The 12,698-nt window shown below is 45.1% G+C and carries 14 protein-coding genes; 9 read left to right on the top strand and 5 right to left on the bottom strand.

Annotated elements, in window-relative coordinates:
* Window positions 1–116 precede the first annotated feature (116 nt).
* Window positions 117–1,934, top strand: coding sequence for a translational GTPase TypA (gene typA / locus ACAY30_RS12810; RefSeq protein ID WP_290252562.1), 1,818 nt, complete (start codon window positions 117–119; stop codon window positions 1,932–1,934).
* Window positions 1,935–2,119: 185 nt separating this feature from the next.
* Here the strand turns inward: typA and ACAY30_RS12805 are convergent, their stop codons facing one another.
* Window positions 2,120–2,704 (bottom strand): Fe-Mn family superoxide dismutase, encoded by a 585-nt coding sequence (locus tag ACAY30_RS12805; protein WP_290252563.1) that lies wholly within the window; start codon window positions 2,702–2,704, stop codon window positions 2,120–2,122.
* 329 nt (window positions 2,705–3,033) lie between these two features.
* Here ACAY30_RS12805 and ACAY30_RS12800 point away from each other — a divergent pair, with 329 nt between their 5' ends.
* A complete protein-coding gene (locus ACAY30_RS12800) occupies window positions 3,034–3,660 on the top strand; it encodes a urate hydroxylase PuuD (protein WP_371189928.1) in 627 nt (208 codons plus the stop codon).
* A 71-nt stretch (window positions 3,661–3,731) separates the two neighbouring features.
* Here the strand turns inward: ACAY30_RS12800 and ACAY30_RS12795 are convergent, their stop codons facing one another.
* Window positions 3,732–3,944: a hypothetical protein gene (locus ACAY30_RS12795; RefSeq protein WP_290252565.1), complete on the bottom strand. Its 213-nt coding sequence runs from the start codon at window positions 3,942–3,944 to the stop codon at window positions 3,732–3,734.
* Window positions 3,945–4,016: 72 nt separating this feature from the next.
* Here ACAY30_RS12795 and ACAY30_RS12790 point away from each other — a divergent pair, with 72 nt between their 5' ends.
* The 7 genes from ACAY30_RS12790 (at window position 4,017) to ACAY30_RS12760 (ending at window position 10,079) form a co-directional block, all read left to right on the top strand.
* Window positions 4,017–4,877, top strand: coding sequence for a virulence factor BrkB family protein (locus ACAY30_RS12790; protein WP_290252566.1), 861 nt, complete (start codon window positions 4,017–4,019; stop codon window positions 4,875–4,877).
* A 33-nt stretch (window positions 4,878–4,910) separates the two neighbouring features.
* Window positions 4,911–5,870 carry a prolyl aminopeptidase gene (gene pip, locus ACAY30_RS12785; protein WP_290252567.1) on the top strand — a complete coding sequence of 320 codons (960 nt, stop codon included), beginning with the start codon at window positions 4,911–4,913 and terminating at the stop codon, window positions 5,868–5,870.
* Window positions 5,871–5,881: 11 nt separating this feature from the next.
* Window positions 5,882–6,319 (top strand): D-aminoacyl-tRNA deacylase, encoded by a 438-nt coding sequence (gene dtd / locus ACAY30_RS12780; protein ID WP_290252568.1) that lies wholly within the window; start codon window positions 5,882–5,884, stop codon window positions 6,317–6,319.
* 2 nt (window positions 6,320–6,321) lie between these two features.
* Window positions 6,322–7,209: a bifunctional GNAT family N-acetyltransferase/hotdog fold thioesterase gene (locus ACAY30_RS12775; protein ID WP_290252569.1), complete on the top strand. Its 888-nt coding sequence runs from the start codon at window positions 6,322–6,324 to the stop codon at window positions 7,207–7,209.
* Window positions 7,210–7,230: 21 nt separating this feature from the next.
* Window positions 7,231–8,136 (top strand): NAD(P)-binding domain-containing protein, encoded by a 906-nt coding sequence (locus ACAY30_RS12770; RefSeq protein ID WP_290252570.1) that lies wholly within the window; start codon window positions 7,231–7,233, stop codon window positions 8,134–8,136.
* A gap of 221 nt (window positions 8,137–8,357) precedes the next feature.
* Complete coding sequence (locus tag ACAY30_RS12765) at window positions 8,358–9,509, top strand: PQQ-dependent sugar dehydrogenase (protein ID WP_290252571.1); 1,152 nt, start codon at window positions 8,358–8,360, stop codon at window positions 9,507–9,509.
* A 72-nt stretch (window positions 9,510–9,581) separates the two neighbouring features.
* Entirely contained in the window at window positions 9,582–10,079 is a 498-nt protein-coding gene (locus ACAY30_RS12760) for a YcxB family protein (RefSeq protein ID WP_290252572.1), read from the top strand.
* A 58-nt stretch (window positions 10,080–10,137) separates the two neighbouring features.
* Here ACAY30_RS12760 and ACAY30_RS12755 read toward each other — a convergent pair whose 3' ends face one another.
* Genes ACAY30_RS12755 through ACAY30_RS12745 form a run of 3 tightly spaced genes read right to left on the bottom strand, consistent with a single transcriptional unit; the run spans window position 10,138 to window position 12,517 of the window.
* A complete protein-coding gene (locus ACAY30_RS12755) occupies window positions 10,138–11,088 on the bottom strand; it encodes an SPFH domain-containing protein (protein WP_290252573.1) in 951 nt (316 codons plus the stop codon).
* Window positions 11,088–11,999: an SPFH domain-containing protein gene (locus ACAY30_RS12750; protein WP_290252574.1), complete on the bottom strand. Its 912-nt coding sequence runs from the start codon at window positions 11,997–11,999 to the stop codon at window positions 11,088–11,090. Before ACAY30_RS12750 ends, ACAY30_RS12755 begins: the two co-directional genes overlap by 1 nt.
* A 56-nt stretch (window positions 12,000–12,055) precedes the next feature.
* Entirely contained in the window at window positions 12,056–12,517 is a 462-nt protein-coding gene (locus ACAY30_RS12745; RefSeq protein WP_290252575.1) for an NfeD family protein, read from the bottom strand.
* Between the last annotated feature and the right edge of the window lie 181 nt (window positions 12,518–12,698).

Genomic DNA, 12,698 nt, shown 5'->3' with positions numbered 1-12,698 from the left:
TTGCTATGAAACAAAAAACTTCGGCTTATTGCAAGGTTTTAGTTTATAATACGCGCCACTTTTAGTTGTAAGACATTTAGACCGCTCAATTGTGAGCATTAGAAAGGGCAAATACAGTGTTAGATAAATTACGTAACATTGCGATCATAGCGCACGTTGACCATGGTAAAACGACTTTGGTTGATAAGCTACTCCAACAATCTGGTACTTTAGACTCTCGCGCAGACGTTGATGAACGCGTAATGGATTCTAACGATATCGAGAAAGAGCGTGGTATTACCATTTTGGCTAAAAATACGGCCATTAATTGGAATGATTACCGCGTGAATATCGTCGACACTCCTGGTCACGCCGACTTCGGTGGTGAAGTAGAGCGCGTTATGTCAATGGTAGACTCCGTATTGTTGATTGTTGACGCTCAAGAAGGGCCTATGCCGCAAACGCGTTTCGTTACCCAAAAAGCATTCGCACAAGGCTTGAAGCCGATTGTTGTAATTAACAAAATCGACAAACCAGGTGCACGTCCTGATTGGGTTATGGATCAAGTATTCGACTTATTCGATAACCTTGGTGCTACTGATGAACAGTTAGACTTTAAAGTGGTTTACGCGTCAGCGATCAATGGCTGGGCTTCTCTTGAAGAAGGCGAAACTGGCACCGACATGACGCCATTATTCCAAACCATCATCGACGAAGTACCGTGTCCAGATGCTGACGTAGATGGTCCTTTCCAGATGCAAATCTCTCAGCTTGACTACAACTCGTACGTTGGTGTTATCGGTTTAGGCCGTGTTACTCGTGGTACAGTTAAGCCAGGTCAGCAAGTTACTGTGCAAACAGCCAGCGGTAAAATACACAACGGCAAGGTTGGCTTAGTCTACGGTTACTTAGGTCTAGATCGTTACGAAGTAGACTCAGCACAAGCGGGTGACATTATCGCGATTACTGGTTTAGGCGATTTAAAAATCTCTGACACCATCTGTTGTCCAAGCGAAGTTGAGCCACTACCACCACTATCAGTAGATGAGCCAACTGTTACCATGACGTTCCAAGTAAATACTTCTCCATTTGCGGGTCAAGAAGGTAAATATGTTACGTCACGTAATATCCTAGAGCGTTTGGAAAAAGAATTGGTTCACAACGTTGCGTTGCGTGTTGAAGAAACCGATGATCCAGATAAATTCCGCGTATCAGGTCGTGGTGAATTGCACTTAGGTATCCTTATCGAGAACATGCGTCGTGAAGGCTACGAACTAGCGGTTTCACGTCCAGAAGTAATCATGCGCGAAGTTGACGGCCAAATCGAAGAACCGTATGAAACCGTAACGATTGATGTTGAAGAAGAGCATCAAGGTTCGATCATGGAGAAAATGGGTCTGCGTAAAGCCGAACTAACCGATATGGCGCCAGACGGCAAAGGTCGCATTCGCATGGACTTTATCATGCCAAGTCGTGGTTTAATTGGTTTCCAAACTGAATTCATGACGTTAACGTCTGGTTCTGGTTTGATTTACCACACGTTCTTACAGTACGGTCCACATAAAGGTGGTGAAATTGGTCAGCGTCTAAACGGTGTATTGATTTCTAACGCGCAAGGTAAAGCATTAACTAACGCACTATTTAACTTACAAGATCGCGGTCGTCTCATGATTGGTCACGGTGTTGAAGTGTACGAAGGTATGGTTGTTGGTATCCACAGCCGTGATAACGACCTAACCGTAAACGTGTTAAAAGGTAAGCAATTAACTAACGTACGTGCTGCCGGTACTGATGATGCACAGGTACTAACGCCACCAATTAAAATGACACTTGAGCAAGCGCTTGAGTTCATCGATGATGACGAGTTAGTCGAAGTTACGCCAGAGAATATCCGTATTCGTAAGAAGTTCTTAAAAGAGTCGGATCGCAAGCGTGAATCTCGCAATAAAAAATAATCGGTTGATTATTTAACCAGATAAAAATGCCAGTATTAAGCTGGCATTTTTGTTTTTAGCCATTTGACAATGACGTTATAACTGGCGTCGCATTGCGGTTAGGCCGTGTTATGGTGTTTGTCGCGGCAATAAAAAAAAGCGACCTAAAGAGGTCGCTTTTTTGTAATGATTTTAATCGCTGGCGATTAAGCGGTGAAGTTTGCGTTGGCAAATTCCCAGTTCGCTAGTGTCCAGAACGCTTCCATGTAGCTTGGACGAAGGTTGCGGTAATCAATGTAGTAAGCGTGTTCCCATAAATCTACAGTGATTAGCGGGGTAACGCCGTCTTCAGTTAGCGGTGTCGCGGCGTTAGACGTGTTAACGATGTCTAAAGAACCGTCTGCTTTTTTCACTAACCAAGTCCAGCTTGAACCAAAGTTGTTTACAGCCATGTCGTTGAACTTAGCTTTGAACTCGTCAAAAGAACCGTATTGAGCGTTGATAGCTTCAGCTAATTCACCAACTGGTGCGCCGTTGCCGTTTGGCGTTAATGAGTTCCAGTAAAATGTGTGGTTCCAAATTTGAGCAGCGTTGTTAAATACACCGCCTTCAGAGCTTTTTACGATCTCTTCTAAAGATTTGTCAGCAAGTTCAGTGCCTTCAATTAAACCGTTTAGTTTTACAACGTAAGTGTTGTGATGCTTGCCGTAGTGAAACTCTAGAGTTTCTTGAGAAATGTGCGGCGCAAGTGCGTCCATTGCATAAGGTAATGCTGGTAATGAAATTGCCATAGTGTTCTCCGGATATATGTTATTAATGTCAGTCAGCTAATTGTTCTGACTAGGGCGTTCATTTTAACTACTAAATTAGCTTTTTCCAGTAGCTTTTTAGATCTTTTCATTGTTTTCTATAGTCATTTACGCGTTTAACACCCATCGAGATGAGTGTTAGGTCACGCTTGAGCGCTAACCCATTTTATATTGTAAGCACCTAAAATAATTGCAAAAAAACAATGTGAGGCGTATGTTGTTTAGATTAACAATTGGTTAATTAACTAGCGGTATTGATCCAACGGTAACCGCCAATAACAACAATTCACGTGAGGTTTACGATGAGCGTAATGGAAACGATTAACTTTGCCACTCGCTGGGCACATGTACTATTTGGCATAGCATGGATAGGTTTGCTTTATTATTTTAATTTTATTCAGGGAAGCTATTTTAAAAAAGCCAGTGCTGAAGCGTTGGCAGACGCTAAAAAACACTTAGCACCAGATGCGCTATGGTGGTTTCGTTGGGCGGCGATGTTTACCTTTTTGACCGGCCTGATGTTGTTAATGGGCGTGACTAAACTCGGTTTGATCAACGACTATACCGTGTTGGGCGTATTATTGGGCACCTTGATGTTTTTAAACGTCTGGTTAGTGATTTGGCCAAACCAAAAAATTGCCCTTGGCCTCGTTGACGGCGATGCACCTGTCGCGGCAGGTAAAGCGTTGTTAGCGTCGCGCACCAATACGCTATTTTCTGCGCCAATGGTCTGTTTTATGTTGGCCGGTCCGCACTTGTCAGGCGGCTACGGTTACGGCTGGGGCTCAATGGCTATGTGGGTTTGTGTACTGATTATCGGTTTACTCGAAGCTAATGCCATTGTTGGTAAGCAAGGACCGATGACCAGTGTGCGTGGCGTGATAGGTTCAAGTGTGTTACTGACAGCTGTTTTTGTTGCCGTGTTAAAATTGCTGTAGGTGAATGGCAAAAACCATAAGGTGCGTTGGCACTTTATGGTTTTGTCAGATAACGTCGTATGTCGAGCGGCTTAGGGGCCTTTATAACGCGCCGCATCAATAATTGACCACAGATGGAAAATCGCGCCCACAATCCACAGTACAACGGTGAAATAGAGGATACCGGTAAAGACAAAAAATATGATGGCAGCCAACACTCTGCCTTGCACCAGTTGACCTAAACCTGGGATAAAAACATTGCAAATTGCTGCAATCACATTACCACCAGAACCTTGACCCGCCATTAAATACTCCCTAGAGTTCTCTCGATAATTTAGTATAGTGTAATATATATTAATATTTACAACGTGTTACTAATGAAATTGTCACAAAAGTTTTCAATCAACAACAACACTCTGCCAATTTGGCAGTTTATCAAGCATCTTATCGAACGCTGTAAACACGATCAAATACAAGTGTCAGCAGGGTACCTGTCCTATGTGACGTTAATGTCATTGGTGCCGCTGTTCATGGTGATGTTTTCAATTATTACCGCGTTTCCCATTTTCGCTAAAATGCAGCAAGACATTGAAACATTTGTATTCAGTAACTTTGTACCCACCGCATCTGAAACGATTCAGAGTCATTTAAATGGCTTTGTTGATAATGCCTCACAAATGTCAGCAACCGCTATTTTTAGTTTGTTTATTTTAGCAATGTTATTGATTTCGTCAGTGGACACAGCATTAAATCGCATATGGCGTATCTACAAACGCCGCAAAGTTGTCACCTCCTTTGCTATTTATTGGATGATATTAACCCTCGGCCCTGTACTTATTGGTGTCTCGATAGTGGCAACAAGTTATATCGTATCTTTGGTCTCTTTTGCCGGTGAAGATGTCAATAATATCTTGCTGCACAGTTTGCCTTTTGTTGCCTCATGGGCTGGTTTTATGGTGCTCTATTTAATAGTTCCCAACACCGATGTGGTGATTAAATATGCAGTAGTTGGGGCAATAGTGGGGACCGTTTTGTTTGAAATCGCGAAAAAAGGCTTTGCCGCTTATGTCACCCATTTGCCTTCTTATGAGGCAATTTATGGCGCTTTGGCGATTATTCCAATACTGTTTGTTTGGGTATATGTGAGTTGGTTGGTGGTGTTTATCGGCGCCGAATTTACCGTGAGCTTGCACGAATTTAAACAGCAACCGAGTTTAGCTGATGAAAAGATCGACTAAACTTAGCATCAAGATAGTCGGTTGGGAGCTATAGTGCGCCTGTTATACCCTCATATTAAGCCAAACCAGCAGCTCTTTATTCAGCGCGCAGAGCACCGCCTGTATCTAGAAGAAAGTGGCAACGCGGATGGTATCCCAGTACTTTATTTACACGGTGGTCCCGGTGGTGGAAGCAGCGAGCATCACCGCCGCTATTTTGACCCTCAGCGTTATCGCATTATCGTATTTGATCAGCGCGGAGCAGGGCGTTCAACGCCACATGCGAGCACCGTAAATAATACCACCGCCTTGCTGCTCGAAGATATCGAAGAGATCCGCGAGCACTTTGGCATTGATAAATGGCTAATCGCCGGTGGCAGTTGGGGGACAACATTGGGGCTCGCTTATGGACAAGCATTTCCCCATCGGGTACTTGGTTTTATTCTTCGCGGTATTTTCCTCGGTTCAGAGACAGAGCTAGAATGGTTGTATGGAGCAAATGGTGCCAGCCGATTTTTTCCCGATGATTATCAAAATTTTCTAGCGCCAATTGAGTTCATGGCAGGAGGTCGAGTTATTGCCAACTATCACAAATTGTTGAGCTCTGATAACGACATTGCCAAAGTTGCTGCTGCTAAGGCATGGACATTGTGGGAAACGCGAATATCGGCCTTGCACGTCGAGCAGCGCAGTATCGACACGCCCGAAGACACACACAATGCGATTGCCATGGCGTCGATAGAAAATCACTATTTTATCAACCAGTGTTTTTTACAGCCCAATGAGCTGTTGAAAAAACTGAGCAGCATAGCCCACCTACCGGCGTATGTGATTCACGGCCGGTACGACATGGTGTGTCAGGTGCAAGCGGCTTATCAATTAGTCGACCGTTGGCCAAATGCGCGCCTACACATTATTCCCAATGCCGGGCACAGTGGCTTTGAGGATGGAATAATTGATGCCATTATCCAAGCATCTGATATGATGGCAGACTTCTTACTAGAATCGAAATAACAAGAACTATTATGATTGCTTTACTTCAACGCGTCAGTAGCGCCAAAGTGGTTATTGACGGTCAAACTCACGGTGAAATTGGCACCGGCTTACTGGTCTTACTCGGTGTCGAAAAAGGCGATGAACCTAGTAAGGTACTGCGCCTTGCCAATAAAGTCGCGACCTATCGCATGTTTAACGATGAAAACGGTAAAATGAACCACAACGTCAGCCAGGTTGGTGGTGACATCTTAGTGGTATCGCAGTTTACCCTAGCGGCCGATACCAACAGTGGTAAACGCCCGAGTTTTTCTTCTGCTGCGTCACCCGAACTCGGTGAAACTCTCTACCTCGAGTTTTGTCAACACCTGCGAGCAATGGGCTTTAGTGTTCCTACCGGACAGTTTGGAGCAGATATGCAAGTATCGTTGGTCAATGACGGTCCTGTAACCTTTCAACTCAGGGTTTAGCGATGAGTTACCGAATTACTTCGCCTCAAAGCGATGCCCAATTTGAGGCCTATTACCAGTTGCGTTATTGTCAACTAAGACAAGCGTGGCAGCAACCCGTTGGCTCTGAACTCGATGATCTTGAACAACAGGCAGTGCATCGCATGGTTGTCGACCAGTGCGATCGCGTGGTTGGCGTAGGTCGTGTTCACAAGGTGGGGGTAGATAAAGCGAACATTCGTTTTATGGCGGTAGATGATGCGCATCAGGGCAAAGGTTTAGGGGCAAAGTTACTGACGGCGTTAGAGCAAGCGGCAGCAGAGCGTGGGGTGAGTACCATAGAGCTTCAGGCGCGCGAAAATGCATTGGATTTTTATCGCAACTGCGGCTATCAAATACTTGCCAAAAGTCACTTGCTGTATGGCCAAATTCAGCACTATAAAATGCAAAAAACAATTGCTCTTGCTGACAGTGGTTATGAGCGCGTGTTGCAACGCTTAGAGAGGGTCTGGCATAAGACTATTCCGTTGAGTAAATTTATGCAGATCAAACCGTGTAGCGTTATCGACGGGGCATTGACCACCTGTGCAGATCGTCAAGCTAACTTGAATTTACACAACACCATGTTTGCCGGTAGTGTATACACATTAGCGACACTCACTGGTTGGGGACAAGTGTACTTGTTATTAGCCGATGCTATGCTTGATGGTGATATCGTCCTCGCCGATGCATCGATTGAATACCGCAAACCACTGCACGGCTTTCCGACGGCAAGAACACTCGAACAAGACGGTAATATTGGTCTATTGGAAAGTAAAAACAAGGCTCGAATCCACGTACAGGTAGGGGTGTTTGACGGTGACAATCAGGTCGCTACGTTCCGCGGTAAGTATGTTATTTTAGCGCGCTAAGCTGAGAGTGAGAGGATACATATGGCGGTTCCAAATAGTAACAGCATGACTTCGCCGGTTGACAAAGCGGCTACGGTCGCGGTGATTGGCGCCGGGTGGCTCGGCCGCCCGTTAGCGAGCGCGTTAGCACAAGCTGGATACAATGTCATCGCAACAAGTCGCACAGAGCAAAAATGTGAGCAACTCAGACAGAGTATTACATCGCCAACCGCTCGAACCAATGCGGTGCAAGTATCGGTTGTTGATGCACCGCATCTGCTCAACGATGTGCTGTTAACCGCATCCCATTGGGTTATTTGTATCCCACCGGGTATTCGCCATGGGCGCACCAATTACCCGGCACAAATCGAGGCGCTGATGCAGTTGGCGCAAACCGACCGATGTGCACTGCAACAGATTGTGTTAATTAGCTCAACCGCGGTTTACAATGGCTTGTCTGGTGTCGTCGATGAACACGCTGAGCTGGATATGAGCGATGATAAAGTGGCGTTGTTAGCAAGTGCTGAAAAGTCGGTGCTAAAGGCCCATGTGGCGCAAAAAACCGTGCTTAGGCTGGCAGGGCTGTTTGGCTATGAGCGGCAACCTGCACGTTTTTTTAGCAATAAGAGCACTGTTGATAACCCCGACTCAGTGGTCAACATGATTCACAGAGATGATGCCATAGGGCTTATTGTTGCATTGCTGGCGATGGACAGTGCACCAGAGGTCGTCAATGGTGTGTGTCCTCATCACCCAACGCGAAAAGCGTTTTATCAAACCGCGTTTGCTTCAGTTGGTCGCAACCCTGTGGCATTTGCCCCTTGGCAGGGGCCGTTGACCAAGTGCGTGGCCAGTCGCTACTTTAACGAGCATAATTTTAAATTTAACGTAAATGACTTACTGAATTATTTTAGCCAACAAAAGATACTAGAAACCGACCATGCGTAACTTAACATCACGAAAATTAGCAACTTTTGCCGGTGTGTTATTTATTCACCTAAGTTTGCTTAACTTGTTTTTTGTGACCCGTTCCGGCGTGGTTTTTTTGTGGCAACACAACCTAAAAGTGAGTACCCTCGTAGTACATGTTTTCACGGTACTCAGTGCCTGTGTTATGCTATTGGTTATTAATTATTTTTATAAAGTTATTGTTAGGAAAGAGAAAGTCGATGAATCACAAACTAGCTAGTGCAATAGCCCTGAGTTCTACACTTCTGTTCAGTCACACCAGTTACGCTCAAGACAACAGCCTTTCTGCCGCTCAAAAACAAGCGGCATCTGAGGTTGAACAAGCCGTGAAAGTCATGCCCACTCAAAGTGATGTCACAATCCCTTGGGGGATGGTGCAATTACCTAATAACGATTTATTAGTGACTGAGCGAAGCGGCAAATTACGCCTCATTCGAGATGGGGTGATGATTGACCGAGACATCGAAGGTTTACCTAATGTGGTAGTCAATAACCAGGGGGGCTTGTTGGACGTCGCCTTACATCCTGAATACTCAGACAACGGTTGGATTTACTTTACTTTTTCAAGTGATAAAGGCGAAGGCAAAGGCAGCAATACGGCATTGATTCGCGCTCGTTTAAAGGATTTTTCACTGGTTGATCTGCAATGGCTATACAAAGGTGCAGAAAACAGTGAGAAGGGTCATCACTACGGTTCGCGTATTACCTTTGATAAACAAGGGTTCGTCTACTTTTCAATTGGCGATCGGGGACAGCGCGATGTGTTGCCACAAGATCTCAGTGTTGACGGCGGAAAAGTCTATCGTTTGCACGATGATGGCCGTATTCCTAACGACAACCCTTTTGTCGATGTCGCTGGGGCGAAAACGGCCATTTTTTCCTATGGACATCGCAATCCTCAAGGCTTGGCTACCGATCCAAATACAGGTCGTATTTGGGCACACGAACACGGTCCTAAGGGAGGAGATGAACTCAATCTAATCGAAGCAGGTAAAAACTATGGGTGGCCGGTGATCAGTTACGGTGTTAATTACAATGGCACCTCGTTTACCGACCTTACTCGTCAAGATGGTATGGAGCAACCGAAACTGTATTGGGATCCGTCAATTGCCCCGTCTGGGATGACCTTTGTAACTTCGAGCAAGTACCCTAAATGGCAAAATAAGATTTTACTCGGTTCGATGAAATTCAGTCACTTGGTGCTGATTACCCTGAATGGAGACGAGGTCGTTGAACAACAAAAAGTGCTCGATGGTATTGGTCGAGTGCGCAATGTGTATCAAGGGCGCGATGGCTTTATTTATGTCGGAATTGATGGCCAAGGAATAAAAAAATTGGTGCCTCAACCTTAGTTTACTCACCGCTTTATTTACTAACTCAGCCCGGTCAACAACCGTGAACTGGGCTTTTTTAATGATCGTAAAATGACAAAATTTGAACATACGTTTACCTTAGACAAGGCGCACTTTGTCGAGTGTTTTGAACAATCTGCAAGTCTGCGTCAACAAGGGTGGAAGCGCTACAGCAAGGCGTTGATTTTATTTGCGCTGGGTTTTTTTATTTCCGCGGCCAATATCGAAAAACTGAGTGGTCACTTAGGTTACTTCTTTTACGTATTAGGCTTGGTTGAGGTACTCAGTGTCCGCTTTGCTCGAGGTTGGTGGGTAACCCGTCAGATGTTCTCCAAAGCGGCGGGTAATGAAGTCACCTTAACCATCGATCAGCAGGGGGTTCACAGCAAGTCGGATTTCGTTGATAGGCAGTGTTTATGGAGCGATGTTGAACGCTTAATTAAAACCGCCAAAGGGTTAATTTTAATTGAGAAAAATGGCGCGCAACACTATCTGTCGAAAGCGGTCTTGTCGGAGCAAAGTTACGCGTATATTTGTCAGCAACTGCAACCGTCAAGTTCGGTTGATTGAGAAAAAAAGAGCTAGGGTAATGTCACGCCCTAGCTCTCTAGCGATTATTGTTACTCCGCTACTTGGCCTCAGTTTGCAAACCGATCGTGGTCATCCACTGTTGATAATCTAATATGTTTGCGGGCAATATCACTTTGCGGTTTTCTTTACTCAAACCTTGCATTTGTTTGAGGTATTGCTCACTCAATTGCATATTTAACGCTTGCTGACCACCTTGTTGGTTAATCACATCCGCAACTTTGACGATGGAATCGGAAGTTGCTTGGGCTAGCGCTAATATTTCAGCTGCTTTACCTTCAGCGGCGTTAATGCGTCGCTGCTTCTCACCTTCTGAAATATTAATCATCTCACGCATATTACCCTCAGAGCGATTAATGCGACTTTGTTTTTCGCCAAGGCTTTCTGCCAAAATGGCGCGACGCTCACGCTCTGCGTTGACTTGCATTTCCATTGCGTTGCGCACGGTTTGCGGCGGAGTGATATTTTTAATTTCGTACCGGTGCACGCGAATGCCCCAGACTTCGCCAGCGGCATCGAGTACTTCAACCACCTTGGCACTGATCAAGTCGCGTTCTTCAAAGGTGCGATCTAATTCCAAGGTACCAATGACCGAGCGGGTCGTTGTTTGTGCCAATTGCATCGCCGCAAAGCGGTAATCGGTGATGCCATAACTCGCTTTAACTGGGTCGGTAACCGAGATGTAAATAACCCCGTCAACTTCAACGTTTACTTCGTCCATTGAAAAGCACTCTTGCGGTGGTACGTCAATGGTCTCTTCCTTTAAATCTTGAATGTAGGCCACTCGATCAATAAACGGAATAAGCGCGTGAAAGCCGGCTTCTAAGGTTTTGTGGTATTTTCCCAAACGCTCAACAATATAGGCGGATTTGGTTGGCACTAGGCGTATCGATTGGAGAAGTTTGACGATAAAGATTAAAAATATCACTCCCCAAATAACCAACACAGCAACATCGGTAGCGGGTAAATTGTAACTCATATCATTCATCATTAGGCTCCTTTTACCGTTGAGCTGACTTTTTCAACGCCGGTAAAAAAGGCGTCAAGTTTGGCTATTTCAGTCGGTAATATCGATACATCAGCATGCTTTAACACACTGCCGGCTTGATCGATAAACTCCTGCATCAGGCGCATTTTGATGGCGTCATCTCCGCCTGGGTGGTTAGCTGCTCTGGCAATCAGAGCCATGCCTTTGGCGGTGGCATCCGCTATAATTTCGATTTCTTTTGCTCTGCCTTCCGCTTCATTAATTTGTCGCTGTTTATCGCCTTCAGACAAGTTAATGGCTTCTTGACGCTCCCCTTCGGATAAATTGATAATTGAATCGCGCTCGGCGTTGGCAAGGGTGATTTCTGCGCGTTTTTTACGCTCGGCTTCCATTTGCTTCTCTAGGGTGTGAATCACGTTAGCCGAAGGGGTGATATTGCGTACTTCATAGCGCAGTACCTTAATACCCCAAGGGTCGGAAGCCTTGTCAATTTCACGTACGATGATTTCGTTTAGCGCTTCGCGCTCAGAGAAGGTTTGACTTAAATTTAATTTGCCAATTTCACTGCGCATTGTGGTTTGCGCAAGATTGACGCTCGCCCGTTGGTAATCTTCGATACCGTAACTGGCTTTGGCGCCGTCCATCACCTTGATGTAAACCAAACCGTCGACATCAATTTGGATGTTGTCTTTAGAAATACAACTTTGCGCTGGAATATCGAGTACTTGCTCTCGCGTTTCATGGCGATAAGCGACTTTGTCAAAAAATGGAATTAAAAAATGAACGCCGGGTTGCATAACCGCGCGAAACTTTCCCAATCGCTCGACCACGCAAACTTCGCGCATCTCAACGATCAATATTAATTTGTAAATAATAAATAGAACGGCCAGTAAGACCAAGGTTAACACAAACACATAACTCTCCTTATTATCAGTGACACTGTCGCGTCAATGTTCTGTTTTGATTATTGTTATTGGCGATCGGTACAGCGTTCGACGACATAAGAAATATTATCTCGACAGATGATGGTTGCCACTTCACCGGCTTTGATTTCACTGCCATCGCCAAGGGCACTCCATTCAGTGCCTTGCAGTAAAATGCGTCCCTTTTTATTGCCCGGACCAATTGTTGCAATAACCGGCACTTGTTTGCCATAGACGTCGAGCTCTTCATCGGTGTTATCTATTCGGCTGTCACCGCCGACCAATGATTGACCGAGATTGCGAAACGCCAATAACAGCACAATAGAGATAATGAACCAAGCGGTAAAGGCATGGACCCAGTGCTCAATTACGCCAAATTGCAATAACGCGGCAATGATCACCGCTGCACTGCCGAGAAATACCAAAATACCACCCGGTACTACTAACTCTGCGACCATTAAAAACACACCAACACTTGCCCAGGCAATCACATCGTTTGCAAACGTCATCGCACCTCCTTTGGTTGCTCGAATGAACAATTATTAACCGAATAAAAACCAATATAACAGCTTTTTATTATTTCTGCGACATAATATGTCAAAATTACTAAACCCGTATTAACCGCACTTAGCATTGGCTTTTGGCTGATTAAAGAGCTTAACGGATCGACACTGATCACACGACATTTGG

The sequence above is a fragment of the Thalassotalea ponticola genome, from assembly GCF_041379045.1.
Taxonomy (GTDB): domain Bacteria; phylum Pseudomonadota; class Gammaproteobacteria; order Enterobacterales; family Alteromonadaceae; genus Thalassotalea_A; species Thalassotalea_A ponticola.
This window is presented reverse-complemented; position numbering and strand designations above follow the sequence as displayed.

Excerpts from the sequence above, each read along its gene's own strand:
- ACAY30_RS12800 (WP_371189928.1), top strand. The coding sequence starts at position 3,034 with ATGGAAACGATTAACTTTGCCACTCGCTGGGCACATGTACTATTTGGC.
- ACAY30_RS12760 (WP_290252572.1), top strand. The coding sequence starts at position 9,582 with ATGACAAAATTTGAACATACGTTTACCTTAGACAAGGCGCACTTTGTC.
- ACAY30_RS12745 (WP_290252575.1), bottom strand. The coding sequence starts at position 12,517 with ATGACGTTTGCAAACGATGTGATTGCCTGGGCAAGTGTTGGTGTGTTT.
- ACAY30_RS12805 (WP_290252563.1), bottom strand. The coding sequence starts at position 2,704 with ATGGCAATTTCATTACCAGCATTACCTTATGCAATGGACGCACTTGCG.
- ACAY30_RS12765 (WP_290252571.1), top strand. The coding sequence starts at position 8,358 with ATGAATCACAAACTAGCTAGTGCAATAGCCCTGAGTTCTACACTTCTG.
- ACAY30_RS12755 (WP_290252573.1), bottom strand. The coding sequence starts at position 11,088 with ATGATGAATGATATGAGTTACAATTTACCCGCTACCGATGTTGCTGTG.
- ACAY30_RS12775 (WP_290252569.1), top strand. The coding sequence starts at position 6,322 with ATGAGTTACCGAATTACTTCGCCTCAAAGCGATGCCCAATTTGAGGCC.
- ACAY30_RS12790 (WP_290252566.1), top strand. The coding sequence starts at position 4,017 with ATGAAATTGTCACAAAAGTTTTCAATCAACAACAACACTCTGCCAATT.
- dtd (WP_290252568.1), top strand. The coding sequence starts at position 5,882 with ATGATTGCTTTACTTCAACGCGTCAGTAGCGCCAAAGTGGTTATTGAC.
- ACAY30_RS12770 (WP_290252570.1), top strand. The coding sequence starts at position 7,231 with ATGGCGGTTCCAAATAGTAACAGCATGACTTCGCCGGTTGACAAAGCG.
- ACAY30_RS12795 (WP_290252565.1), bottom strand. The coding sequence starts at position 3,944 with ATGGCGGGTCAAGGTTCTGGTGGTAATGTGATTGCAGCAATTTGCAAT.